24 protein-coding genes are annotated in these 25,542 nt (G+C 67.1%); 15 read left to right on the top strand and 9 right to left on the bottom strand.

Annotation, left to right across the window (positions count from 1 at the left end):
• Positions 1-14: 14 nt before the first annotated feature.
• Entirely contained in the window at positions 15-176 is a 162-nt protein-coding gene (locus SPMU_RS16905) for a hypothetical protein (protein ID WP_169715683.1), read from the bottom strand.
• A gap of 201 nt (positions 177-377) precedes the next feature.
• Between SPMU_RS16905 and SPMU_RS10085 the strand changes: the two genes are divergently transcribed.
• From SPMU_RS10085 to aroC, 5 genes are read left to right on the top strand one after another with little or no spacing between them, the layout of a single operon-like run.
• Positions 378-1,304, top strand: coding sequence for a DnaJ C-terminal domain-containing protein (locus SPMU_RS10085; protein WP_088333772.1), 927 nt, complete (start codon positions 378-380; stop codon positions 1,302-1,304).
• A 40-nt stretch (positions 1,305-1,344) separates the two neighbouring features.
• Complete coding sequence (locus SPMU_RS10090; RefSeq protein WP_245833059.1) at positions 1,345-2,313, top strand: YihY/virulence factor BrkB family protein; 969 nt, start codon at positions 1,345-1,347, stop codon at positions 2,311-2,313.
• Positions 2,310-3,113 (top strand): enoyl-ACP reductase FabI, encoded by an 804-nt coding sequence (gene fabI / locus SPMU_RS10095; RefSeq protein ID WP_088333774.1) that lies wholly within the window; start codon positions 2,310-2,312, stop codon positions 3,111-3,113. The genes SPMU_RS10090 and fabI overlap by 4 nt, the downstream gene beginning before the upstream one ends.
• 5 nt (positions 3,114-3,118) lie before the next feature.
• The gene (locus tag SPMU_RS10100; protein WP_088333775.1) at positions 3,119-3,643 is read left to right on the top strand and encodes a GNAT family N-acetyltransferase; all 525 of its coding nucleotides are present in this window, start codon (positions 3,119-3,121) and stop codon (positions 3,641-3,643) included.
• A complete protein-coding gene (aroC, locus tag SPMU_RS10105) occupies positions 3,640-4,707 on the top strand; it encodes a chorismate synthase (protein WP_088333776.1) in 1,068 nt (355 codons plus the stop codon). Before SPMU_RS10100 ends, aroC begins: the two co-directional genes overlap by 4 nt.
• A gap of 102 nt (positions 4,708-4,809) precedes the next feature.
• Here the strand turns inward: aroC and SPMU_RS10110 are convergent, their stop codons facing one another.
• Positions 4,810-5,115 carry a hypothetical protein gene (locus SPMU_RS10110; protein WP_088333777.1) on the bottom strand — a complete coding sequence of 102 codons (306 nt, stop codon included), beginning with the start codon at positions 5,113-5,115 and terminating at the stop codon, positions 4,810-4,812.
• A gap of 114 nt (positions 5,116-5,229) precedes the next feature.
• Between SPMU_RS10110 and SPMU_RS10115 the strand changes: the two genes are divergently transcribed.
• The 3 genes from SPMU_RS10115 to SPMU_RS10125 all read left to right on the top strand — a co-directional run bounded on the left by SPMU_RS10115 (position 5,230) and on the right by SPMU_RS10125 (position 6,961).
• Complete coding sequence (locus SPMU_RS10115; RefSeq protein WP_088333778.1) at positions 5,230-5,580, top strand: hypothetical protein; 351 nt, start codon at positions 5,230-5,232, stop codon at positions 5,578-5,580.
• Positions 5,581-5,593: 13 nt separating this feature from the next.
• A complete protein-coding gene (locus SPMU_RS10120) occupies positions 5,594-5,806 on the top strand; it encodes a hypothetical protein (protein WP_088333779.1) in 213 nt (70 codons plus the stop codon).
• Positions 5,807-5,935: 129 nt separating this feature from the next.
• Positions 5,936-6,961, top strand: coding sequence for a cell wall hydrolase (locus SPMU_RS10125; protein WP_245833061.1), 1,026 nt, complete (start codon positions 5,936-5,938; stop codon positions 6,959-6,961).
• Positions 6,962-6,978: 17 nt separating this feature from the next.
• Here SPMU_RS10125 and SPMU_RS10130 read toward each other — a convergent pair whose 3' ends face one another.
• From SPMU_RS10130 to SPMU_RS10140, 3 genes are read right to left on the bottom strand one after another with little or no spacing between them, the layout of a single operon-like run.
• Complete coding sequence (locus SPMU_RS10130) at positions 6,979-7,614, bottom strand: heme exporter protein CcmB (RefSeq protein ID WP_088333780.1); 636 nt, start codon at positions 7,612-7,614, stop codon at positions 6,979-6,981.
• Positions 7,611-8,213 (bottom strand): heme ABC exporter ATP-binding protein CcmA, encoded by a 603-nt coding sequence (gene ccmA, locus SPMU_RS10135; protein WP_088333781.1) that lies wholly within the window; start codon positions 8,211-8,213, stop codon positions 7,611-7,613. The genes SPMU_RS10130 and ccmA overlap by 4 nt, the downstream gene beginning before the upstream one ends.
• Positions 8,210-8,620, bottom strand: coding sequence for a metallopeptidase family protein (locus SPMU_RS10140; protein WP_245833063.1), 411 nt, complete (start codon positions 8,618-8,620; stop codon positions 8,210-8,212). The genes ccmA and SPMU_RS10140 overlap by 4 nt, the downstream gene beginning before the upstream one ends.
• Positions 8,621-8,679: 59 nt before the next feature.
• Here SPMU_RS10140 and SPMU_RS10145 point away from each other — a divergent pair, with 59 nt between their 5' ends.
• Positions 8,680-8,973, top strand: a complete 294-nt coding sequence (locus SPMU_RS10145; RefSeq protein WP_088333783.1) for a 4a-hydroxytetrahydrobiopterin dehydratase — start codon at positions 8,680-8,682, stop codon at positions 8,971-8,973.
• 55 nt (positions 8,974-9,028) lie between these two features.
• Here SPMU_RS10145 and SPMU_RS10150 read toward each other — a convergent pair whose 3' ends face one another.
• Positions 9,029-10,249: an MFS transporter gene (locus SPMU_RS10150; protein ID WP_088334090.1), complete on the bottom strand. Its 1,221-nt coding sequence runs from the start codon at positions 10,247-10,249 to the stop codon at positions 9,029-9,031.
• 163 nt (positions 10,250-10,412) lie between these two features.
• Between SPMU_RS10150 and SPMU_RS10155 the strand changes: the two genes are divergently transcribed.
• Positions 10,413-12,194, top strand: coding sequence for a DEAD/DEAH box helicase (locus SPMU_RS10155; RefSeq protein ID WP_088333784.1), 1,782 nt, complete (start codon positions 10,413-10,415; stop codon positions 12,192-12,194).
• 169 nt (positions 12,195-12,363) lie between these two features.
• Complete coding sequence (locus SPMU_RS10160) at positions 12,364-13,368, top strand: zinc-dependent alcohol dehydrogenase family protein (RefSeq protein ID WP_088333785.1); 1,005 nt, start codon at positions 12,364-12,366, stop codon at positions 13,366-13,368.
• A 9-nt stretch (positions 13,369-13,377) separates the two neighbouring features.
• Here the strand turns inward: SPMU_RS10160 and SPMU_RS10165 are convergent, their stop codons facing one another.
• Complete coding sequence (locus tag SPMU_RS10165) at positions 13,378-14,478, bottom strand: NAD-dependent epimerase/dehydratase family protein (RefSeq protein WP_088334092.1); 1,101 nt, start codon at positions 14,476-14,478, stop codon at positions 13,378-13,380.
• A gap of 131 nt (positions 14,479-14,609) precedes the next feature.
• On the opposite strand from SPMU_RS10165, the gene SPMU_RS10170 reads away from it, so the two are divergent.
• The 3 genes from SPMU_RS10170 to SPMU_RS10180 all read left to right on the top strand — a co-directional run bounded on the left by SPMU_RS10170 (position 14,610) and on the right by SPMU_RS10180 (position 20,594).
• Positions 14,610-17,861, top strand: coding sequence for an amidohydrolase family protein (locus tag SPMU_RS10170; RefSeq protein ID WP_088333786.1), 3,252 nt, complete (start codon positions 14,610-14,612; stop codon positions 17,859-17,861).
• A gap of 84 nt (positions 17,862-17,945) precedes the next feature.
• Entirely contained in the window at positions 17,946-19,772 is a 1,827-nt protein-coding gene (locus tag SPMU_RS10175; protein WP_088333787.1) for a DUF885 domain-containing protein, read from the top strand.
• Positions 19,773-19,913: 141 nt separating this feature from the next.
• Positions 19,914-20,594, top strand: coding sequence for a nitroreductase family protein (locus SPMU_RS10180; RefSeq protein WP_088333788.1), 681 nt, complete (start codon positions 19,914-19,916; stop codon positions 20,592-20,594).
• 1,062 nt (positions 20,595-21,656) lie between these two features.
• On the opposite strand, the gene SPMU_RS10185 is transcribed toward SPMU_RS10180, so the two are convergent.
• Positions 21,657-22,661, bottom strand: coding sequence for an alpha/beta fold hydrolase (locus tag SPMU_RS10185; RefSeq protein WP_245833065.1), 1,005 nt, complete (start codon positions 22,659-22,661; stop codon positions 21,657-21,659).
• A complete protein-coding gene (locus SPMU_RS10190; protein WP_245833067.1) occupies positions 22,658-23,833 on the bottom strand; it encodes a zinc-binding dehydrogenase in 1,176 nt (391 codons plus the stop codon). The genes SPMU_RS10185 and SPMU_RS10190 overlap by 4 nt, the downstream gene beginning before the upstream one ends.
• Positions 23,834-23,901: 68 nt before the next feature.
• On the opposite strand from SPMU_RS10190, the gene SPMU_RS10195 reads away from it, so the two are divergent.
• Positions 23,902-25,425, top strand: coding sequence for an FAD-dependent oxidoreductase (locus SPMU_RS10195; protein ID WP_088333789.1), 1,524 nt, complete (start codon positions 23,902-23,904; stop codon positions 25,423-25,425).
• Positions 25,426-25,542: the final 117 nt, after the last annotated feature.

Raw genomic sequence — 25,542 nt, forward strand, 5'->3', positions numbered from 1 at the left:
GCCGCGAGCGGCGATCAGTGCACCGTTCCGCCCTGGGGCGGCGTCGGCGGCGGGGGCACGCCCTTGCCGTCCAAGGTGATCAGCGCCGCATTGAGATGAAGGCTGGTTTCCGACAAGCCGAGCCCATCCGCCACCTCGAGCGCGTGCCGCACCGCATCAACAAGATGTAGACTCATTTTCCTGCGCATGGCGCGGATTCTGCCGCGGGCGGCCCCGGCCGAAAAGGCGCGAAATTGGTTAATGCGCCATCACGGCTCCTTTCTGCGCCAAGTGGCGGCCAAGGTGCGCGATGCAAGCGTGCGCTGCGCATCCGCGCCGCATTGCACTCCTTCGGCGCCTGCCCCACATAGTCGGGTAATACACCAACTGGGGCAACAATGGCGGATCCATATTCGACGCTCGGCGTGGCGCGGAGCGCCACCGAGGCTGACATCAAAAAGGCGTATCGCAAGCTCGCGAAAGAGCTGCACCCCGACCGCAATCAGGACAATCCGAAAGCGGCCGAGAAATTCAGCCAGGTGACCGCCGCCTATGATCTGCTGAGCGACAAGGACAAGCGCGCACGCTTCGACCGCGGCGAGATCGATGCGGACGGCAACCCCGCGTCGCCGTTCGGCGCCGGCTTTGGCGGTGCGCGACCTGGCGGGGGCGGCTTTCGGAGCCAGGACTTCGGCGGCGCCGAGGGCGTCGACGTGTCGGACATCTTTGAAGGGTTGTTCGGAGGGCGCGCGGGCGGGCCCGGCGGCGGTTTTGCCGGCGGGTTCGGCCGACGCCAGCCACCGCCCAAGGGCGCCAACACGGCCTATCGCCTGCGCGTACCGTTCGTCGATGCCGCCGCCTGCGCCCCCCAGCGCATCACCCTCGCGGATGGCAAGACGATCGATCTGAAGCTGCCGGCCGGCGTCGAAACGGGCACGCAGATGCGGCTACCCGGCAAGGGCGAGCAGGGCCCGGGCGGGCCGGGCGACGCGATCGTGACGATCGACATACAGCCGCACCGCTTCTTTACGCGGGACGGGGATGACGTGCGCCTGAACCTGCCCATTACGCTGACCGAAGCGGTCAAGGGCGGCCCGGTAAAGGTGCCCACCGTTGAAAAGCCGGTGATGCTGACGGTGCCCACGGGCTCCTCCTCGGGCCGCACCTTGCGGCTGAAGGGCAAGGGCTTTCACCGCAAGGACGGGACGCGCGGCGACCAGCTCGTCACGCTGATGGTCGATCTGCCCGCCGGTGACACGGCGCTCGCCAGCTTTGTGGAGGGGTGGTCCGGCGGGGGGAACCCGCGCGCTGACATGGGCGTCTGATCTTTCCACGGTATCAGGGTTGAGCGAAGGGGCAGGGATCTTGAGCGACGAGACGGTCACGCTGACTCCCGAAGGTCGCCGCCATCACGGACACGCGCGGGTGCGCCTCAATCGCCAGCTGGCCAAGGTGAAGCCGGGCAGCTTTGCTTATGAGGTGCTCAAGCGCGCCAGCTTGGGCGTGTACAGCGACGGCTTCATCCACGCCGGCAACCTGGCGTATCTGGCGCTGATGACGGTGTTTCCGTTCTTCATCGTTGCCGCGGCTGTACTGGCAGTCCTCGGGCAGAATGACGAAACACGGCAGGCCGTTGAATCCTTCCTGCACGTCCTCCCCCCGGATGTCGGGAATATCCTGCGCAAGCCGATCGCGGACGTGCTGACAGCACGGACCGGATCGCTGCTGTGGCTGGGCGCGCTCATCGGGCTGTGGACGGTGGGCAGCTTTGTGGAAACGATCCGGGAGATTTTTCGACGCGCCTACGGCACCACGAGTTCGCAATCACTGTGGCGTGCGCGTTTAGGGCTCAGCCTGGGGATCGTGGCGTCGGTGATCGTCGCGCTGCTGTCCTTCCTGGTCCAGGGCATTCTCGTGGCGGTGGAGCAGTTCATTTACCAGCTGCTGCCCTGGGCACGCGACGTTGCAGGCTGGATCGGGATCAGCCGCGCCATCCCCGGCCTTGTCATGTTCGGTGCGCTGTACATGCTGTTCTACTGCGTCACTCCGTCCAAGTATCGCTCCTCATCGGAAACCCGGATCTGGCCAGGTGCGCTGTTCACCGCGGTCTGGTGGGTCGGCATGACGGCCGGGCTCCCGCTGGTCTTGTCCAATCTCGGCGGCTATGACCTCACCTACGGCAGCCTTGCAGGTGTGGTGGTGATGCTGCTGTTCTTTTACCTCATCGGCCTTGGGCTGGTCTTTGGCGCCCATCTCAACGCGGCACTGGCGGAACCCCCGGAGACAGGTCTAGAGGGGGCGCCCGCAAGAATGGAAGCAAAGGCGACGTCGTGAACGCATTGATGGCAGGCAAACGCGGGCTCATCATGGGCCTTGCCAACGACAAGTCGCTCGCCTGGGGCATCGCCAAGAAGCTGTCGGAGGCGGGCGCAGAGCTCGCGTTCAGCTATCAGGGCGAAGCGATGGAGAAGCGCGTGCGCCCGCTCGCCGAGCAACTCGGCACGCCGCATCTGTTCGACTGCGACGTCAGCGACATGGCGGCGCTGGATGCCACTTTCGCGAAGCTGGCCGAAACCTGGCCGACGATCGACTTCGTGGTCCACGCGATCGGCTTTTCCGACAAGACCGAGCTGCGCGGCCGGTTCGTCGACACCAGCCTCGACAATTTCCTTCTGACGATGAACATCAGCGTTTATTCGTTCGTGGCAGTGGCGCAGCGCGCGGCAAAGATGATGCCGAACGGCGGCAGCTTGCTGACGCTGAGCTATTACGGCGCCGAAAAGGTGATCCCGCATTACAATGTGATGGGCCTCGCCAAGGCCGCGCTGGAAACCAGCGTCCAGTATCTCGCCGTCGACCTCGGCCGCGACAATATCCGCGTGAACGCCATCTCGGCGGGCCCGATCAAGACGCTCGCAGCCAGCGGCATCGGCGACTTCCGCCTCATTCTGAAGTGGAACGAGCTGAACGCGCCCTTGAAGCGTAACGTCACCATCGAGGATGTCGGCGGCGCCGGCCTCTACATGCTGAGCGATCTGGCGAGCGGCGTGACCGGCGAGGTTCACCATGTCGACGCTGGCTATAACGTGATCGGCATGAAGGCGGAGGACGCGCCGGACATCGCGCTGGCCTGATCGCGATGGCGATCGCGATCCGCCCGGCAAGCGCGGCCGACGTCGCCGCCATCGACGGCCTGCTGCGTACCAGCTTCGCCCAGCCCGCCGAGGCGGATCTCGTTCGCGAGCTCTGCATCGCTGGCGACATGGTGCTGACGCTCGTCGCCGATGACGAGGATACCGCCACGCTCGCCGGCGCGGTCGTCTTCAGCCGCATGGACGTGACGGTCGGCGGGCAGGCCGTGCCCGCGGTGGCGCTGGCCCCCATCGCCGTCGCTGAGCCCTATCGGCGGCAGGGCGTTGCCGATGCACTGATCCATGCGGCGCACGAGCGATTGGAAGCGGCCGGCGTGGTGCTCAGCTTTGTCCTTGGCGACCCCGAATTCTATACGCGCTTCGGCTACGATCCCGCCGTCGCCCGGAACTTCGATTCTCCCTATGCCGGCGACTATTTCATGGCGCTGCCGCTCCAGGGCGGGCTGGTGCCGTGCGGCGTGCGCGAGGCCGCCCGGCATGCGCCGGCTTTTTCGGTTCTGGGGGCAGCATGAGCTTCAACACCTTTGGCCGCGTGTTCCGCTTCACCACTTGGGGCGAATCGCACGGGCCCGCGCTTGGCGCGGTGGTGGACGGTTGCCCCCCCGGCCTCACGCTGGCGGAAACGGAAATTCAGCCCTGGCTCGACAAACGACGTCCCGGCACCTCGCGCTTCACGACCCAACGTCGCGAGCCGGATCAGGTCCGAATTCTGTCGGGCGTGTTCGAGGGCCGTACCACCGGCACGCCGATCAGCCTGATGATCGAGAATGTCGATCAGCGCTCGAAGGACTATTCGGAAGTCGCGCAAGCCTATCGTCCGGGCCATGCCGACTATGCTTATGACGCCAAATACGGCCTTCGCGATTACCGGGGCGGCGGGCGATCATCGGCGCGCGAGACGGCGGCACGGGTGGCCGCGGGTGCCGTGGCCCGCGCGGTGATCCCGGGCGTCCGCATCCGCGCCTGGGTAGAGGCGATCGGCGGCGACGCGATCGACCCCGCGGCCTTTGACGATGCGCAGATCGACGCCAACCCGTTCTTCTGCCCCGACGCGGCGGCTGCCGCGCGGTGGGAAGAGAAGGTCGATGCCGCGCGCAAGGCCGGGTCTTCGCTCGGCGCGGTGATTGCCTGCGAGGCAACGGGCGTGCCGGCGGGCTGGGGCGCGCCACTCTATGCCAAGCTCGACAGCGAGCTGGCCGCCGCGATCATGTCGATCAACGCCGTGAAGGGTGTGGAGATCGGCGATGGCTTCGCCGCCGCCGCGCTGAGCGGCGAGACGAATGCCGATCCGATGCGCCCGGGCATCGCGGGCCCTGAATTCCTCGCCAACCATGCCGGCGGCATCGCTGGCGGGATTGCGACGGGCCAGCCGATCCGCGTGCGCGCGGCGTTCAAGCCGACCAGCTCGATCCTGACGCCGGTACAGACGATCTCGCGAACGGGAGAGGCAACGGAAATCGCCACCCGCGGCCGTCATGATCCCTGCGTCGGTATTCGCGGTGTTCCGGTGGTGGAAGCAATGGTGGCGCTAGTTCTTGCCGATCAGTTCCTGTTGCATCGCGCACAGCGCGGGTGAACATCCGTTGCCATGCACGTTCTCGCTGAGTGTTTGAGGCAAGACGAGCCTGAACAGGGACGGGCTGGAGAACCTTTCGTTTTACCATGCATTTTACTCTCACTAGTTTCTTGATGTCCTACAGGAGAGTGAAATGAAGACCTTTGGTCTTATCGCTGCCGCAGCATTGGTGATCCCGAGCGCGGCACTTGCCCAGACGACGACCACCCCGTCGCAATCGTCAACGACCGCACCGGCCGGCACTGCGACTGACTCAACATCGTCGACGCAGGACCCGACCACTGGCACGTCCTCCACGACGTCGCGCACCTCCGCACCATCATCGACGCAGCCGCACACCGGCATGAGCCATTCTGGCGCGGACAGCACAACCAGCCCCACGTCGCCATCCACCACGATGCCCACCATTCCGCCCCAGGGCTGATCCCCCCCTCACTACGGAGCGAAGCCCGGCAGCAAAGCTGTCGGGCTTTTGCCGTATCCGAGTGCTTGAGGAGGTTCGCCAGAAAGGAGACTGAAGCCATGCGCTTCGCCATTCTGATCGCGTCGGTCGCCTTTGTCAGCGCGAATGCCACGGCACAGGTCGCCGACCGCCTGTCCCGCGGGACGGAGCGCAATGCGATTGACCGCGCGCTCAACGCCGACAGCCCGCTCACTTCAGCCCGCACGGCGCCGACATATCGGCAGTCTTCAGACGCGGAGGCGGATCGGCTCCGCGCCGAGCAGGCTGCGCGTGATGCAACCGCGCGCCGGGCGCCTCCCGCGACATCGACGCTGATCGACGGTCCTGGTGGTGTTCAGCGACTGGGGTCCGGCGCCACCCCGGCCACGGCACCGCAAACGCCGACCGCGCCGCCTCTTCCCCAGCCCTGAAAGGAAACCAAAGATGCGCCTGGCCACCGCCGTCAGCGCCGCGCTGATCGCCCTTTCCACGGCCGCACTCGCGCAGGTCGCCGACCCATCGGCATCGCAGGAGGGCAATGTTGCGGAGAATGGCAGCAGCAATGCCTCCATGCCCGCGCAAGGCGCCGACATTTCCGACCCCAGCCGCAACATGCTCAGCAATTCGGCCTCACCGCCGCCGACCGAGCCCAAATAAGGGGATCGGCATTAACTCTGTTTTGTCCGATCTTCGGACAGGCCGAAATCTTTCGGCGAAATGGCCGGCCCGATCGATTAGATAGGATCGTGCGCGGCAATCCCGCCGCTCGAGGGGAACGGTTCGGCCATGACGATCGCGCTACATCCCAGCGAGCGTGCAGCGCTTCGCCGGATGAGTCGGCCGGCGCGGCGGCGCGCCTGGCGGCAAGCTGCGGTCATCGCGGCGCCGATCGTCTGCGTCATCGCCGCCCTGGTGCTTGGCGCGCTTGTCCTCTTCAATTGGGGCGCAGCCGCGGCCTCGCGGTCGCCCGGCGCATCGGCAAGCGTCTCGCTATCCGCCGCTCACCCCGATCGATCCGCCTTTGCCTCGCCCGGCGATGGCACAACGGGAACCGCGCCGCTGCCCGCCCTGCCCGCCGCCTTGCGTGGTCTTTCGGGCGCCAGCGCGGCCGGCATCGTTCCCGCCCAGCCGTTCACCACCCGCGGTGCATCCCCCCTGGACCGCGTCCGCGCGCTCGAATGCCTCGCCGCGGCGATCTATTACGAAGCCGCCTCGGAGCCGGACGAGGGCCAGCGGGCCGTGGCGCAGGTCGTGCTGAACCGGGTGCGCCACCCCGCGTTCCCGGCAACCGTCTGCGGCGTCGTGTACCAGGGCGCCGAGCGGGCAAGCGGTTGCCAGTTCAGCTTCGCCTGCGACGGCGCGATGGCGCGCGTGCCGTCCGCCAAGGGCTGGGCACGGGCTGCGCGCACCGCTGCATCGGCGCTCGCCGGCTATGTCTTCGCGCCGGTCGGGCTTGCCACGCATTATCATACCTACGCGGTCACGCCGTCCTGGAACCGGTCGCTGGTGATGACGGACGTGGTGGGCGCGCATTTCTTCCATCGCTGGAAGGGTGTGTGGGGCACCGCCGCTGCCTTTCATCAGCCCTATTCCGGGCGCGAACCGCTTCCCGGACCGCCCGTGCGGCCCGCCGAACCGCTGATCGCGCTGGAACGCGCCGTGGCCGTTGCGCCGCCGATCGCCGCCAACAGCGGGATGCAACCGCGGCTTCTGGAGAGCGGCGCCCCGCTGCCGTCGGCTCCAGCGGCAGACCCCGCGCCGGACTCGCAGATCCTTGATCGCTGGAAGGACAGCGGCAAGCCCCTGCGCTGATCCGCCCGGCGCAGCGGCTATTCCATGCCGATGCGGATCGCCGCTGCACTGACGAATGGCGCACCGGCCAATAACAGCAGGCTGACCGCGCCCAGCAGCTTCAGCCCACCCATGCCGCCCTCGATCGCACCGGCGCCGAAGATCAGCAGCGGGATCGCCAGCGGTAGCAGCACCAGTCCCGCAATCGCCCCCGCCCCGCGCAGCCCGGCTGTCAGCGCGCCGGTCGCAACCGCCAGCGCCGCCAGCCCCGGCGTGCCGATCGCCAGTCCGGCCAGCACCGCCACGATTGTCTTCCCAGGCAGGCCGAGCAGCGCCGCCGACAGCAGCGCCGCCCCCATCACCGGCGGGGCAAAGGCCAGCCAATGGCCGGCGATCTTCGCCGCGGCCACGATCGGCAATGGGTGGCCGCGCACTGCCAGCTGATCGAACACGCCCGTCTCTAGGTCGGGCCCGATGAGCCGCTCCACCGGGAGCAGCGCCGCCAGCAGCGCCGCCGCCCAGATCACGCCGCCGCCCACCCGCGCCAGCAGCTTCGCATCCGGCCCGATCGCGAAGGGGAACAGGATCGCCACCAGCAGGAAAAAGCCGAGCGTCAGCGTCGCTCCCCCGCCGGTATAGCCGCGGCGAAGATCACGCAGGATCAGCGCGATCATGCCGCCTCGGCCCGAAACGCAGCAAGGTCGATCGTGGCAGCGCCGGGCAGGTCGAGCGGCTGATGCGTCGCCACCACCGCGATCCCGCCGCGCGCACGATGCCGCGCCAGCACTTGTTCGAGCAGCACGACCGAGGCACCGTCCAGGCCGGTCGCCGGCTCATCGAGCAGCCACAGGTCAGCGCGGCTCGCGATCACGCGCGCCAGCGCTGCGCGCCTGCGCTGCCCCGTCGACAACAATCGCACCGGCACATCGGCAAGGTCCTGCAATGCCACATCGGCCAGCGCGCCCGCTACCCGCGCATCCGGATCCGCCAGCCCGTCGAGCTTTGCCCAGAAAGCCAGCGCCGCGCTCAGCACGCGTTCGCCGTCAAGCGCACTCGCCTCGCCCAGCAGCGCGATCCGCCCCTCCACCTGCACGTCGCCAGCGAACGGCGGCAGCAGGCCGGCGATCATGCGCAACAGGCTCGATTTGCCGCAGCCGTTCGCGCCCGTCACCACGAGCGCCCCGCGTGCCGTCACCGCCAGCGTCACGCCTGCGAACAACAGCCTCCCGCCGCGCCGGCACGCCACGTCGCTCAGCGTCAGCGACGCGCTCAATCGGCCACTGCGTCCTCTAGCGCGTGCATATCATCGTCGCTCAGGCCGAAATGGTGGCCGATCTCGTGAATGGTGACATGCGCGACGAGATCGTCGAGCCGCACGCCCGTTTCGCACCATTCGGCCAGGATCGCCTGACGATACAGATGGATGCGATCGGGCACAGCACCCGAGTCGAACGCCGATTTGTCGCCGATCGGCCGGCCATGATAGACGCCGGTCAGCTCCAGCGGATGCTCCAGCCCGACACTGGCGAGCGTTTCGGCATCCGCCTCCTCCTCGACCAGCAGCACCACATTGCCGAGGTGCGCGCGGAACGCGTCGGGCAAGCGCTGGATCACCTGCCGCGCATGGCGCTCGATTGCCGCCAGCGAGGGCGGTTCGCCGGGAAGGTCTTGTCCGCTCATCGCTACCGCCATAGGCGTTGCGCCTCCCACGCGACAAGCATGTCGGAAGGATACGGATTGTGGTCGATCAACTGAGCGAAGCCGAACGCGCCGATGCGCTCGATAGCCTGCCCGATTGGGATTACAACGAAGGGCGCGATGCGATCACCCGCACGGTCGTGTTCACCGATTTCGCCGAAGCGTTCGGCTTCATGACGCAGGTCGCGCTGATCGCCGAGCGCGCTGATCATCATCCCGAATGGACCAATGTCTGGAACCGGGTGGAAATCACGCTGACCACCCATGACGCCGGCGGCCTGTCCGAACGCGATGTGGAGCTTGCCGCCGCGATCGACGCGATTCTCGACGGCTGACGCGCACCCGTCGCCGGGCGAACCCCGGCGATGGAGCGGGGCTTCCCCTCCCAACTCAGCTGCGGCTGCGCACCCCGATCATCGCCAGCCCGCCGGCCAGGGTCAGGAAGGCGAGCACCATCATCACCGCCCCGAAATCCTCGGGCGTGGCGAGCGCCCAGGTCAGCAGCGGCCCAAGCAGCGCCGGCAGGGTGTTGGCGAGATTGAGGAGGCCCAGATCGCGTCCCCGGTTCGCCGGGCTGGGAAGCAACTGCATCGCAAAGGCCGCGTGCAGGGCGAGGAACACGGCCGAGCCGATGGCGTACACGGCAAAGCAAATCGCCGCCCAGCGCCAGTCGTTGGCGAGCGCCATGCCGAGCAGCCCGGCGGCGGCGAACAGCGCGCCAGCCAGAAGCACCGGCTTGCGCCGCCCGAGCCGATCCGATGCTCGCCCCGCGAGCAAGGCGACCGGCAGCGACAATATGTACGCGATCGTCAGCAGGTTGCCGACCCGCGGCGCGAGTTCGCCCGCTCCCGTCGTCGGCACGATGCTCTGAAAGTAATACAGCAGGTACAGCGACAAAGCGTTGCCCGCGACCTGCACCAGCAATCGTGCGCCCCACGCCGTGACCAGGTCGCGCCGCGGCATCGCTGCCCCTTGCGCAGGCAGAGGAGCAGCGGGCGCCATGCGCGCCGGGGTGAGCAGCAACGGCAGGCAAGCGGCGATCACGACGGCCGCCAGGATCGTCAGGCGCAAGCCTTCGCCCGCCCAAACCAGCCCGACCAGCACCGCAGAAACCGCCGACGCGATCGGCACGGCCGCAGACAGCAGCCCGCCTGCGACGCCCTTCTGCGTATCCGGCACCTCATCCGCCATGATCGCCATCAATGGCCCCAGCAGCGCATTCACCGATATCTGGAACAGCACGATGGCCGCCATGATCGTCGCCGCAGAACTCGCCAGCGCCACGGCCAGGAACGAACAACATGTTCCCGCCAGTCCGATCACCATCCATCGGCGCCGCCCGCCGCCACGCCGGACGGAACGATCGCTCAGCCAGCCGAACAGGACATTGGATATGCTCGCCGCCAGCGCGCCGCCGATCACGATGGCGCTGAACAGGCCGATGCGCTCCGGCCCGGCAAGTTGCGCGACCTTCAGTGGCAACAGCAATGTCAGCAGCGGCAGATAGGCGATGACCCCGCCGGCATAGGCCAGAGCATAGGCCAGCAGGAACAGCCAGGATCGTCGGCCAGCACCTTGTGGCTCCGTGGAGGTAGCGGTGGCTTGTGTCATGGCAAGGGCACCGCTTGTGCGCCGGCCCATGCCCGCGTGCAATGCGCGCCGGTCTGTGGTACAGCGGCGGCGCTTCTTCTGATGCAAGCGGGCAACGGTCGGCTTACCTTCAACCATTAGCAGGGTTGCAGTGCGCGCCAGATGAGCCATCTAAGGGCCGATAATGACATTTGATACTTTACCCGCGCCGCTTGCCGGTGCGCTCGCCGAGCGTGGTTACGAGGCGCCTACGCCTGTTCAGGCCGCCGTTATAGAACCAGCCGCTGCGGGCCGCGACCTCATCGTTTCGGCCCGGACTGGCTCGGGCAAGACCGTCGCGTTCGGCATGGCCATGGCCGCCGAGCTGCTGGGCGAGGACGATCGCATCCTCCCTTCGCGTGAACCGCATGCGCTGGTGATCGCGCCGACGCGCGAACTTGCGCTGCAGGTCAGCCGCGAGCTCATCTGGCTGTATGGCCCCACGGGCGCGCGGATCGTCACCTGCGTCGGCGGCATGGATGCCAGCAAGGAGCGGCGCAACCTCAACCACGGCGCGCATATCGTCGTCGGCACGCCGGGCCGCCTGCGCGATCACCTGGAGCGTGGCGCTCTTGAGCTGTCGGCGCTGAAGGTCGCCGTGCTCGACGAAGCGGACGAGATGCTCGACATGGGCTTCCGCGAGGATCTCGAGGAAATCCTCGACGGTACGCCTGACACCCGCCGCACGCTTCTGTTCTCGGCCACCATGCCAAAGCCGATCGTCCAGCTTGCCAAGCGCTACCAGAAGGACGCGCTGCGCATCTCCACGGTGGAGGAAGATCGGGGCCATGGCGACATCAGCTATCAGGCGGTCGCGGTCAGCCCGTCGGACATCGAACATGCGGTGATCAACCTGCTCCGCCTGCATGAAGCGGAAACGGCGATCCTGTTCTGCGCCACCCGCGACAACGTGCGCCACCTTCACGCCAGCCTGGTCGAGCGTGGCTTTGCCGCTGTGGCGCTGTCGGGCGAGCACAGCCAGAATGAGCGCAACGCGGCGCTTCAGGCGCTGCGCGATCGCCGCGCCCGCGTGTGCGTCGCGACCGACGTCGCGGCGCGCGGCATCGACTTGCCAAGCCTCAGCCTCGTTGTTCACGTCGAACTGCCGCGTGACGGCGAGACGCTTCAGCACCGCTCGGGCCGCACCGGCCGCGCGGGTAAGAAGGGCACCGCCGTCCTGATCGTCCCCTATCAGCGCCGCCGCTGGGCCGAATCGATGCTGCGCAACGCCAAAATCCCGGTCGAATGGATGTCGGCGCCGACGCCGGAAGACGTGCGCGCCAAGGATCGTGACCGCTTGCTTTCGCAGCTGCTCGCCCCCGTCGAAGTGGACGAGGAAGACCGCGCGCTCGCCGAAAAGGTGATTGCCGAAAAGAGCCCGGAGGAGATCGCGGCTGCCCTTGTTCGCGCCTATCGCGCGGCCATGCCCGAGCCCGAAGAGATCATCGCGGCGACGCCCGAAGCGCACCGCGCCGCCCAGCGAGAAAAGCACCGCCCCGGCTTTGATGACGTGCTGTGGTTCCGCATGAACCTCGGCCGGCGCCAGAATGCCGATCCGCGCTGGATCCTGCCGCTGATCTGCCGCCGCGGCAATCTGACCAAGAACGACGTCGGCGCGATCCGCATCGGGCCGAACGAAACCGCCTTCCAGGTTCCGCGCGCGCTGGCGAACAAGTTCATGGCGGCGGTGGCGAAGTCCGCGACGGCGGACGACGACGTGCTGATCGAGCCGTCCGACCAGCCGTCGGGCACTGTTCCCCCGCCCCCCGGCACGCGCCAATATTCGCCCCGCGCGAGTGGTCCGCGCACCGATGGCCCGCGCGCAAACGGGCCCCGTCCTGCCGGCCCGCGCACTGCTGGCGCTCGTCCGCGCGGCGATGGCCCGGCACGGGGCGGCCCGCGCCGCGGCAACACCGATCGCCACTGATCGGCCGGCGCACTAGCTTGTCTCTATCTCACGCCACCCTGCCTGTCGCTGCCGGCCGGGTGGCGGGGAAAGCCCTGCTTTAATCCGTTCGACTTAATTGTCGTTGCGCCGCCCGCGCGTGCCATCTACGCCTCTCCTCAACGGCCATTAGCGCCTTGGGAGAGTTTCGATGCGCACCATTCAATTGCAGAAGCCCGGCGGGCTTGACCGGCTCCAGGTAACCGACACCGAACGCCGCGCGCCCCGTCGCGGCGAGATCGTCGTGCGCGTCGGCGCCAGCTCGCTGAACTTCCACGATTATGCCGTCGTCATGGGCATGATCCCGACGCCGGACGGCCGCGTTCCCATGTCGGACGGCGCGGGCGAGGTGATCGAGGTCGGCGAGGACGTCACCGAGTTCGCGGTCGGCGACAAGGTCGTCTCCACCTTCTTCCCGCATTGGATGGATGGCGAGCCCGAGCGCGAAGTGATGGGCGACGTCCCCGGCGACATGGCGGACGGCTTCGCGCGCGAATATGTCACCAACGCCGCCACCGCCTTTACCCGCGCGCCCACCGGCTTTTCCGACGCGGAGGCAGCGACGCTCACCTGCGCCGGCCTCACCGCATGGCGCGCGCTTGTCGTCAACGGCCAGGTCAGGGCGGGCGATACCGTGCTGGTCCAGGGCACCGGCGGCGTCTCGATCTTCGCGCTTCAGTTCGCCAAGGCCGCGGGTGCCACGGTTATCGCCACCTCCTCGTCGGACGAGAAGCTGGAGCGACTGCGCGCCATGGGCGCCGATCACCTCATCAACTACAAGACGCAGGAAAATTGGGGCGAGGTCGCGCGCGGCATGACAGGCGGGCGCGGCGTCGACCACGTGGTCGAGATCGGCGGCTCGGGCACCATGCCCCAGTCGATCGTCGCCACGCGCACCGGCGGCCATATCGCGCTGATCGGCGTGCTCGCCGGCATCGGCGGCCATGTGCCCACCGTCATGGTGATGCACAACAACCAGCGCATCATCGGCCTGACCGTCGGCGCGCGCCGGCACCAGCAGGACATGATCCGCGCGATCGAGGCGAACGGCATCCGCCCTGTGATCGACCGCCACTTCCCGCTCGAGCAGATCGCCGACGCTTTCCGCCATCAGGAATCGGGCAAGCATTTCGGCAAGATCGTCTTAGACATTTAGGACCCGCGCTCAGCCGGGTGGCAGAATGATCCGTCGCTCGGCCAGCCGCGCTAGCCATTTGGCGAACATCTCCTCCGTATCGATGCACCCGCCAAAGCCCGCCTGCCGCAGCTTGATCGTGCTCACCAGCACGGGTGCGCGCGCCGCCTCGGCCGGAGCATGCACGCCAAACAGCAGGTCGGCATAATGATGCGACTCGCCCAGCAAGGCCGGCAGCGCGGTTGCGCGCAGATCATGCCGGCGGACCAGATCGTCCCACACGGCCTCATGTTCGTGCAGGTACGCGACCAGCGAGAACGGCTCGCCGAACGCCGGCTCCATCTGCATCGCGCGGGCGATCGCTGGCCACGTATCGGCCCAGGTGAAGACATCGCCATTGGTGATGTTGAACGTCTCGTCCCGCGCCGCTTCGGCCCCGTTCGCCCAAAGCAAAGCGTCCGCGATCAGGTCCGCGTCCACCGCCTCGGACACGCCGCCGCGCCGCCCCGGGTAGGTCAGCGGCCGCCCCAGTTCGCGCTGGATCGCGGCATAGGCGCCCAGCACCGGCACGATGTTCATCGCCACGCCCGTCGAGCCGCCGAACACCACCTGCGGCCGCCAGATCGTCAGCGCCCAATCAGCGCCCGCCCGCCGCGCCCGCAGCCAATCCTCCTGCAACCAGTAGAAATTGGCATGGGGGTCGCGTGGCGAACGCTCGCGCGCCGGCACCGCGATCTGGTGAAGATGGGCGCCATAAGCCTTGGTGCCCTGAAACACGCTGACGTGGCGCAGCCCCGTCGCAACCTCGAGCAACGGCTCCATCAGGTTGCGCATCATGGCCAGATTGGTGTCCATCTGGTCCTGTTCGAACCAGCCGGCATAGAGCCCCGGCTTTTCGTACAGCGCGGCATAAACGACATGCGTCACGCCGGCGAAGGCATCCGCCGCCGCCCGGCAAGCATCCGCGTCCAACAGGTCCAAAGGCAGATGCTGAAAGCGCGTCCCGGCCGCCACATCGGGCGCGCGGCGCGAGACGGCGATCACGTGCCAGCCATCCGCGGCGAAGCGCGCCACCGCCGATTGGCCGATCACCCCGCTCGCCCCCGCGATCAGAACGGTCCGCTCGCGCATCGCACCCCCTCCTCGTCCCGCCGCCCCGCGCCCGTCTTCGGTTACGTCGGCGTTCATTCACCGTACGGCATTGCCAGTTCGCCGTGCAGCCGGATAGTAGGGCAATCATCTTGTCTTTTCCGGGGGATTTCATGAAGTTTTACGCGGCGTCGCTCGTCTCCTTGGCCGCGCTTGTTGCGCACGGCGCTTCCGCGCAGACCACCGGCGGCACCCCGGCCGCCAAGCCGAAGTGGGACGTGAACGCCCCCCCTGGCGCGACCATTCGCCAGGTGCCGATCCGCGTCAACGAAGGCAGCTGGATGGACGTGGACGTCAGCCCGGACGGCCGCACGCTCGCCTTCACCCTGCTCGGCGACATCTACACCATGCCGATCAGCGGCGGCACGCCGACGCGCATTGCCGAGGGCCTCGCTTATGAAGTGCAGCCGCGCTTCTCGCCCGATGGCCGACGCATCGCCTTCACCTCCGATCGCGGCGGCGGTGACAATATCTGGGTGATGAACACCGACGGCAGCGACAAGCGCCAGGTGACCAAGGAGGACTTCCGCCTCCTGAACCAGCCGAGCTGGAGCAAGGACGGCCGCTTCATCGTCGCCAAGAAGCATTTCACCACGGGGCGTTCATTGGGCACCGGCGAGGTGTGGATGTACCATGTTTCGGGCGGCGCCGGCGTGCCGCTGGTGAAGCGCCCGAACGAGGCGCACCAGAAGGAACTGGGCGAGCCGATCTACGCCGCCGATGGCAAGTCGGTGTTCTATACGAAGAATGTCACCCCCGGCCCGATCTTCGAATATGCGCAGGATTCGAACACCGGCCTGTTCGACATCGAGCGTTACGATCTCGCCAGCGGTGAGGTGACCAAGGCCGTCACCGGCGCGGGCGGCTCGGTCCGCCCCACGCCCTCCCCCGATGGCAAGAAGATCGCCTTCGTCCGCCGCGAGGCGACCCGGTCGAAGCTGTACGTCAAGGATCTCGCCTCCGGCGAAGAGCGCAAGATCTACGACGATCTCGATCAGGACGTGCAGGAAACCTGGGCGGTCACTGGCGTGTACCCGAACATGGCGTGGCTGCCGGACAACAGCGGCCTCGTCTTCTGGGCCAAGGGCAAGATCCGCCGCGTCAACGCTGACGGCAGCAATGCGCGCGAAATCCCCTTCACCATCGACGACACGCGCGGGCTGATCGACGGCCCGCACCCGCAGATCGCGGTCGCGCCCGATCGCTTCACCACCGCCATGCCGCGCTTCGCCAGCGTCTCGCCCGATGGCCGCCAGGTGGTGTTCGAAACGCTCGGCAAATTGTGGGTGAAGCCCGTCGTCGGCGGCGCGGCCCGCCGCCTGACGCGCGGCGATGACGGGTTCGAGCTGTTCCCCAGCTGGTCGCGTGACAGCAAGAACCTTGTGTTCGTCAGCTGGACCGATGATGGCCTCGGCCGCCTGCGCGTCATCGGCGCAAACTGCGGCGCCGCGCGCGACGTGATCGGCCAGCCCGGCCATTACGCCCGCCCACGCTTCTCGCCCGACGGCAAGACGATCGTGTTTGAGCGCACGGGCGCCGGCGGCCTCACCAGCCCGAAATGGGCAGAAGACGCCGGTGTCTATCGTGTCGCCACCACCGGCGGTGCGGCCTCGCTGGTAGCGCGCGGCGCCGCCTCCCCGCAGTTCGGCACCGCCAACGACCGCCTGTTCATGCTCGAAGACGAGCGCAAGGACGGCAAATCGACGCGCCAACTCGTCAGCACCGATCTGTCCGGGCAGGACAAGCGCGTCCACGCCAATGGCGAACTGGCGACCGACTATGTCGTCTCGCCCACCGGCGAATATGTCGCCTTCCGCCAGAATTACGCAGCCTATGTCGTGCCGCTGATGCCGGGCAGCCAGACGATCGCGCTGTCACCGGATACCAAGGCGCTTCCCGTGACGCGGGTCAGCGCCGGCGGCGCGGACTATATGAACTGGTCCACCGACGGCACGCGCCTGCACTGGAGCCTCGGGCCGACGCTCTACACCGTCGAGACGGCCAATCTGTTCGCCGCCGCGCCGCGCGCGGATGGCACGCCGTCCTTCGTGCCGCCGACCACCGGCGTCAGCCTCGCGATGGAGCAGGCTGCGGCAAAGCCGACCGGCACCGTCGCGATCACCGGCGCACGCCTCGTCACCATGGCAGGCACGGACGGTGGCATCATCGACGATGGCGTGGTGGTGATCCGCGGCGACCGCATCGTCGCGGTCGGCCCGCGTGCCTCCACCGCGATCCCCGCCGGCGCCACCACCGTCGACGCCGCCGGCAAGACGATCATCCCCGGCCTGATCGATGCGCACGCCCATGGTCCTGCCGGCAGCGACGAGCTGGTGCCGCAGCGCAATTGGTCGATGATGCAGAACCTCGCGCTCGGCACCACGACGATCCACGATCCGTCGAACCGCGCGAGCGAGATCTTCACCGCGTCCGAATATCAGCGCGCCGGCATGATCCTCGCGCCCCGCATCTTCTCCACCGGCGAGGTCGTGTACGGCGCCAAGGCGGCGGACGTGTACGCGCAGATCGACACGCTGGACGATGCGCTGGCGCATGTGCGCCGCTTGAAGGCGCAAGGCGGCCGCAGCGTGAAGAACTACAACCAGCCGCGCCGCGAGCAGCGCCAGCAGGTGACGGAAGCCTCCCGGCGCGAGAACATGCAGGTCGTTGCTGAGGGCGGCTCGCTCTACGGGCTGGACGTGACGCATATCGCGGACGGCAATTCCACCGTCGAACACAACATCCCGCTGGAAACGTTCTACGAGGATATCCAGCAATTCTTCGCCGCCTCGAAAACCAATTACACGCCGACGCTGGTCGTCACCTTCGGTGGCCTCGCCGGCGATCCCTATTGGCGCCAGCACACCGACGTCTTCGCCAATCCGCTGCTCCAGGCGCACACGCCGCCGACCAAGCTGCGTGCGGACAATGCTCGCCGCCTGATGGCGCCGGAAGGTGACTATATGGACGACGACAGCGCGCGTGAGGCGCACAAGCTCGCCAAGCGCGGCGTGCTCGTCTCGATCGGCGCGCATGGCCAGCAGGCCGGCATCGGCGCGCATTGGGAATTGTGGTCGTTCGTGCGCGGCGGGATGACCCCGCTGGAGGCGCTGCGTGCCGGCACGATCGTCCCGGCGCAGTCGCTCGGCATGGCGCAGGACATCGGCTCGCTCGAGGTCGGAAAGCTGGCCGATCTGGTGGTGCTCGATGCCGATCCCACGGCCGACATCCGCAACAGCGACAAGGTCGCGCAGGTGATGCTCGGCGGTCGGCTGTATGATGCAAAGACGCTGAACGAAGTGGCGACCGGCAGTGCCAAGCGCGGCGCCTATTTTTGGGAAACCAGCGCCACCAACGCGAAGTGATTTCAGCCACTCTCACATGAACCCCTTCCCCGTTCGTCTCGACCAACGTCGTGACGAACGGGCTGTCCCCAGGAGTAAATACCCATGGATCGTCGCACCTTCCTCGGCAGCACGGGCGCTGCTGCCATGGCGACCGCGGTTCCGGCCGCCGCACAAAAGGTGGCCGCCGCCCGCGCCAATCCGAACGATGCGAAGCTGCGCACGCTGCTTGATCGCTTCTTCTACGATCGCATCGGCGAGAACCCCGAAGGCGCCACCGCGCTTGGCCTCGACAATGGCGAGCGCGCGCACCTCAAGTCGAAGCTGAACGACGGCTCGGCCGCCGGCGCGCAACAGGATCTCGCCCGCTCGAAGCGCGAGCTGGCCGAGCTGCGGCGGATCAATCCCGCCTCGCTCTCCCCCGCCGCCCGTATCGACTATGAAGTCGTCTCCTATCAGCTCCAGCGCAGCGTCGCCGGCGGCGAGCAGTTCACCTATGGCGCCAGCATGGGTCGCTTTGCGCCGTATATCCTGACGCAGCTGACCGGCGCCTATCGCGAAGTGCCCGACTTCCTCGATGCCCAGCATCGCATCACCAATGCCGCTGACGCCGATGCGTATGTCGCGCGCGTCGCCGCCTTCGCCACCGCGATCGACCAGGACACCGAGCGGCAGCGCGCCGATGCCGCGCGCGGCGTTTTCGCGCCCGATTACATCCTCGATACGACGCTTAAGCTGATGGGCGGCCTGCGTGATCAGCCCGCCGCTTCGACCGTCCCCGTCACGGCGCTGGCGACCAAGCTGAAAGCCGCGAACCTGCCCGACGCCCGCGTCGCCCAGGCGACCAAGATCATGAACGATCAGGTCTTCCCCGCGCTCGATAGCCAGCGCGCGCTGATCACCGAGCTGCGCGGCCGTGCCTCGCACGACGCGGGCGCCTGGCGCCTGCCCGATGGCGAGGCTTATTATGCCGCCGCCGTCGAGGCCGCGACCACCGTCGCCATGCCGGGCGAGGAGGTCCATCGCCTCGGCCTCGCGCAGGTGGCGGAGATCAGCGCCCGGATCGATGCCATCCTGAAGGCGCAGGGCATGACGAAGGGCACCGTCGGCGAGCGCCTCGTCGCGCTGAACCAGCGCCCCGATCAGGTCTATCCGAACACCGACGCCGGCAAGGAAGAGCTGATCGCCGCGCTGAACGCGCAGGTCATCGCCATGCAGAAGCGCCTGCCCGAGCAGTTCGCCTTCATCCCCAAGGCCCCGGTCGAGGTCCGCCGCGTGCCCAAGTCGATCGAGGCCGGCGCGCCCGGCGGCTATTACCAGAACGCCTCACTCGATGGCTCGCGCCCCGGCATCTACTACATCAACCTGCGCGACAGCTTTGATCGCCCGAAGTTCGGCCTCGCGACCCTGTCCTATCACGAAGCGGTGCCGGGCCATCACCTTCAGGTGATGACCGCATTGGAATCGCAGGACATCCCGCTCATCCGCCGCCGCGGCGGGTTCAGCGGCTATACCGAGGGTTGGGCACTCTACACCGAGCAGCTGGCGGACGAAATGGGCATGTACGAGGGCAATCCGCTCGGCCAGGTCGGCTATCTCCAGTCGCTGCTGTTCCGCGCGACCCGCCTCGTCGTCGACTCCGGCCTCCATCACAAGCGCTGGAGCCGCGAGCAGGCGACCGATTACTTCATCGCCACCACCGGCATCGCGCGCGGCCGCAGCCAGAACGAGATCGATCGCTACACCGTCTGGCCGGGCCAGGCGACGAGCTACAAGATCGGCCACACCGTCTGGGTGCGCCTGCGCGATGCGGTGAAGAAGAAGCAGGGCGCCGCCTTCGACCCGCGCAAATTCCACGCGGTGCTGCTCGATGGCGCGATGCCGCTCACCATCCTTGAGCGCATGGTGACCGAGCGCATGCTGAAGGCATAACCGCCCGATCCGTCATCCCCACGCAGGCGGGGATCCATACACGCTGTCGTCACGGCTCCGTCGCCAGGCCAGCATCAATGGATCCCCGCCTTCGCGGGGATGACGGTTTCAGCTAAAAGGACGGCAACGGGAGAGGCACGCATGCAGACCTATGACGACATCGTGAACGGCCGCCGCAGCATCCGCGGGTTCAAGCCCGATCCCGTTCCCCGCGCGGTGATCGAGGAAATTCTCGCGCTCGCCATGCGCACGCCGTCCTCGCTCAACACTCAGCCGTGGAACTTCACCGTCCTCACCGGCGAACCGCTCGACCGCATCCGCCAGGGCAATACCGAGCGCAACCTCGCCGGCGTGCCCCACTCACGCGAATTCCGCCTCGGCGATGACTATGGCGGCGTTCACCGCGAGCGGCAGATCGAGATCGCCAAGCAACTCTTCGGCGCAATGGACATCGCGCGCGAGGACAAGGCGAAGCGCCACGATTGGGTGCTGCGCGGCTTTCGCCAATTCGACGCCCCCGTCTCGATCGTCGTCACCTATGATCGCGTGCTGCTGGGCAGCGACATCGCGCCGTTCGACTGCGGCGCCGTCACCACCGCGCTCGTCAACGCCGCCTGGTCGCGCGGCCTCGGCTGCGTCATCAACAGCCAGGGCATCATGCAATCGCCCGTCGTGCGCGAACACGCCGGCATCCCTGACGATCAGGTCATCCAGACCTGCGTCGCCATGGGCTGGCCCGACGAAAGCTTCCCCGCCAACGCGGTGGTGTCACGCCGCAAACCGGTGAGCGAAGCAGCGCGTTTCGTGGGGTTTGCGGAATAGGCAAAGCGCCGCCGAAAGCCGGGTTCAAGCGCGAGCGGGAATGGCAGCTCTTGGGAGGAAAGCGGACGTTGCAGCATGCTGTCCATGCTTGCAGAACAGATCGCGATTAGACGGGAGAGGCGGGGTGCAGCCGACACTTAGGATGGAGCAGTCCGGGCATGAGTCGGATACTCTCTTTCGGCCTGCAGCAGCCAGCGGCTTTCATGCCTCTGCCGAGGATTAGACGTTGACGAAACAAGTCGGAGCCACGTTGCGACCTTCGAGCCGGGCGCGAATGATGCGGCGCTTGGCAGGCTGCATCCTGTTAACACTGCTCATCACCTCCTGTGGAGACACGGACGCCGAACTCGCTGGGGTATGCGAGCGCCGGGCACGCGTCGAGATTCATCTGCCCGGCGCGTGGCGCGCGTACCTAGCGCAAGTTACTGCCGAGCGACGGGCAGCGGGCGGCGATCCGGGTCAACGGGCCTTCTGGCCGACCGCAGACTTTCGCTTGAGATCACAATGGGCGGAGGGAAATACCCCGGAGCCGCAAATCGGTCGTATTTTCGACAACGATTATTTGGTGAGGCAGCGCGCCACCGGCACACTGGTTGCTACAGTGCGAAACGTTTCGCTGCATTCGCCCGGCTTCGGCGCGGTCCGGTCACTTTCGTGCCTGTACAATCACACTGCCCTCTATGCCGAGGCGTGGAGAAATCCTTCGAAGGACTGACGCATAATGGGTTACCAACCAACCCGCCTGCACGCGCGCGATTATGTAACAGCCGCATAAATGGGACGTCCGTAATAGGGCGTTTGCAGACTACCCGCTATCCATCCCTGCGCCGTCCAAAAAAGGCACGGCCCGCATCGACAGCCATCCATCTGCCGATACGAGCCATACCCGCACACTCGCCGAAACGAGCCGAACCCGCCGGAAACTACCGCGTGGAGTGCCGCGGCTTTGCTCCGGCAGCTTCATCCGAACCAGTGGAGTTCCGCTCCTCCCCCGGCTCAGTCCAGGAAACGCGACATACTCAGCCCGTCACTTTGGGCCCCAAGAACACAACCCGCTGCGGCTCAGCGCGGGAACCTCTTGTTCAACCAGCCAAGCAGCGCCCGGTTCACCTCATCGGGAAATTCCTGCTGCGTCCAATGGCCGGATTTTTCCACCAGCACCCGCTCCAGATCGGGGACATGACGCTCCATCCCCTCCGTCATCGCGGGGCTCAGCACCACGTCATTCTCCGCCATCACCATCAGCGACGGCACCTCGACCCGCTCGACCAGATCGGCCGATGCCTGCCAGTTACGGGTGAAGTTGCGATACCAGTTGATCCCGCCGGTGAAGCCCGTCGCCGCGAACGTCTCCGCAAAGGCGGCGATCTCGTCGTCGGAGAGGAACTGCTGCGGATCGTTCGCCGGATCATAGAGCTTCAGCCCCTCGCCCAGCGCCAGCGTGCGCATCTCGGCCGGCAATTGCTCATATTCCTTCAGCGTCATCTGCGGCTTGCGCATGAAATAGCGCATGGAGCGTTCGGGATCGTCCGCCAGCGCCGCATCGGCCTCGCCCGGTTTCTGGAACCAGACGATGTACATGTCGTCGCCATAGACATGGCGCATCGCGGCGATCGGTTCATTTTCGCCGCGCGGCAGGAACGGCGTGTTGACCCCGATGACGCCCGCGCACCGCTCGGGGTAGCGCAGCGCGAACTGCCACACGACCATCCCGCCCCAATCGTGCCCGCAGGGGATCGCCCGCTCGATGCCGAGCGCATCCATCATCCCGGCGATGTCCGCGGTCAGATGCTCCAGGTCATAATCCTCGACCCGCTCGGGCCGGCTGGTCAGACCATAGCCGCGCTGGTCGGGTGCGATCGCCCAGCGCCCCGCCCGCTCGAAGGCATCGAGCTGGTGCCGCCAGGAAAAAGCCAGCTCGGGAAAGCCGTGGCAGAAGATCACGGGCACGCCCTCGCCCTTCGGCCCGACTTCGTAATAGGCCATGCGAATGCCGTTCGTTTCCACGAACTGCACCGGCGGCATCGCCGCGGCCAGCGCGCGCGGCGCTTCCGTCACCAGGCTCACGCCTTCAGCTCCGGACGGACGACGACCTTGCACTGCTGTTCGGGATCGGCGAGCGCGGCAAAGGCGGCGGGCACCCCGTCGAGCCCGACCTCGTCGGTGATCGCCGGCAGCACGTCGATCTTGCCGTTCGCGATATTGCCCAATGTCGCGGCAAATTCCTCGGCGGTGTAGCCAAGCACGAATCGGAAATCGATCTGCTTGTTGATGCACAGGAACGGCTCGATTTTGTCCGTTTCCATGCACACGCCCGCCACGATCACCTGCGTGCTCACCGGCACCGATTCGATGATGTTCTGCAGCACGCCCGGCACGCCGACGCATTCAAATACGATCGCGCGCTTGCCCTTCTGACCCGTCATCATTGCCGCCATCCGTTCGGACGAGGTGCGCGGCACGCCCAATTCGCTCCATTTGGTATGCGGCGACTCCTTGGCCGGATCGACGATGACGTCGGCGCCCATCTTTTCCGCCACGGCGCGGCGCGCCGGCGAGAAATCCGCCGCCACCACCGGCCCCAGCCCGCGCGATTTCAGCCCCGCGATCACCGCGAGGCCCACCGGGCCGCAGCCAATGACGAGGTTCACCGTATCCGGCCCCGCCGCGGACATCGCGACGGCATGTTCGCCCACCGCAAACGGCTCGGTCATCGCCGCCTGCACGTCACTGAGCCCGTTAGGCACTTCGAGCAGCATCGCCTCGCTCAGCACCATCTGTTCGCTGTAGCCGCCCGGGTAATTGTTCGAATACCCGATCGCTTCATAGCCTTCGGGCTTCATGGCGATCGGCATGGAAACGACGCGCGTCCCCGCCTTCAGCCGCTTGGCCGATCCGGGCCCGTGATCCAGGATCTCGGCGGAAAATTCATGGCCGAAGATCATGTCCTTGGATGGATCGGTGCGCGGCGTCTCACCGGTGCGCGCGCCAAGCTCCAACATGTTCTCGAACGAATGAACCGCGTGCAGGTCCGATCCGCAGATCCCGCAAGCCAGCGTCTTCACCAGCACTTCGCCGTGGCCGGGCACCGGATCGGGCACCTCGTCGCAGATCAATTGCTTGTTGCGTCTCACCACGGCTCGCATCGCAGCCCCTCCCATGTCGATCGTCCAGCGTGGTCGCCGGATCATGGCCGCATGGTGCCGCGCGCCGACGCTGCGCGCAAGCGGCATATTCATAACGTGTTCGGATTTCTTGCGGGCGATCGCTTTTCGGATTATGTGTGGCGCAAACGTCGGAGATAGCAATGTCAGGCAGCAATGTTTCAGGCACGTCGGGCGAACAGGTGATCGTCGTCGGCGCCGGCATCGCGGGCCTGTGCACCGCGCTTCGCCTCGGCGGCGGATCGCGCCAGGTCACGCTTCTGGAGCGGGACGATCCGCCGCCGGAGGGCGGGCCGGACGTCGCTTTCGATCAATGGCAGCGCCGCGGCGTTGGCCAGCTGCGCCAGAGCCACGCCTTTCTCGCCCGCCTCCGCAACATCATCCGCGACGAGCATCCCGGGCTGCTGCAGGATCTCTACGCCGCAGGCTGCCGCGACATCACCTTTCAGGACATGCTGCCGCCCAAGCTCCAGGGGCGCTACGTGCCGGCGCCCGGGGATGCCGATCTCACCATCCTAACCAGCCGGCGTACGACGCTGGAGCTGGTGATCCGCCGCTATGTCGAGCAGTTGCCCGGCGTCACCATCCGCAGCGGCGTGAAAGTGCGCAGCCCCATCACGCACCGGGATGGCGCCGGCACGACCGTGGTGACAGGCGTCGTGGCAGACACGGCAGCCGGGCGGGAGGAGATCACCGCCGACGTGGTGGTCGATGCCGGTGGCAAGGCCGCAAGCCTTATCGAGCAGCTGATCAAGGCCGGCGCCCCGATCGTGGAAACAGCGGAAACGGCGGGTGTGCTGTATTTCACCCGCCACTATCGCCTGCGCGATGGCCGGGAGGAGCCGCCGCGCGGCGACGTGCCGCCCTCGGGCGATCTCGGCTATCTCAAATTCGGCGTCTTCCCGGCGGACAACCGCCGTTTCTCGATCACGCTGTGCGTGCCGGAAATCGAGCATGAGCTGCGCAAGGCGGTGATGGACGGCGATACGTTTCAGCGGATCTGCATGGCCATGCCCGGCATGGCGCCCTGGGTCGATCCTGCCACGTCGGAGCCGGTTGGCAAGGTGATCGGCATGGGCGATCTGCACAGCCGCTGGCGCAGCCTGATGGCGCAGGGCAAGCCAGCGGTGCTCGGCTTCTTCGCGATCGGCGACGCCTTGGTGCGCACCAACCCGCTTTATGGTCGCGGCTGCTCGCTCGCCGCCGTCAGCGCCGGGGTGCTCCGCCGCGCGCTCGACAGCACGCGCGATCCAGCCGCGCGGCTCGGCATCTACGATCGCGGCATCCTGGCGGAGGTAAAGCCTTTTTACGATCTCATGCTGAAGCAGGATCGCTCCGCCATCCGCCGCGCGCGCGCCACGCTGACGCCCGATCACCGCCCGCGCCTGAAAGCCCGGCTCGCCAAGAGCTTCATCGACGACGGGATCACCATCGCCGCACGTTCGGACATCCAGCTGATGCGCGCGATGATGCGCGGCTTCCACATGCTCGAACATCCCGAGGCATGGCTGAAGCGGCCGCAGAATCTCAGCAAGGTGCTCGGCTATTGGGCGCGCGGACGCCGCCTCAACGCCCATGCCTATGCGCCGCAGCCCGGACCGGACCGCCCGGAGCTGATGGCAACCATCGGCCTCGATGCACGGGCCGATCTGCTGCAGGCGGCGTGAGCCGGCGGTGGAGCAGTGTTGGCGAGCGGCGCGCTGCCTTGACCTAAGGGACACAAGGCGAGGCGAACTTCATCGTCTGCGCTACCCGTGGGCGGTCCAGGTCGAGCCCTCACCGCT

This window comes from Sphingomonas mucosissima, from assembly GCF_002197665.1.
GTDB lineage: Bacteria > Pseudomonadota > Alphaproteobacteria > Sphingomonadales > Sphingomonadaceae > Sphingomonas > Sphingomonas mucosissima.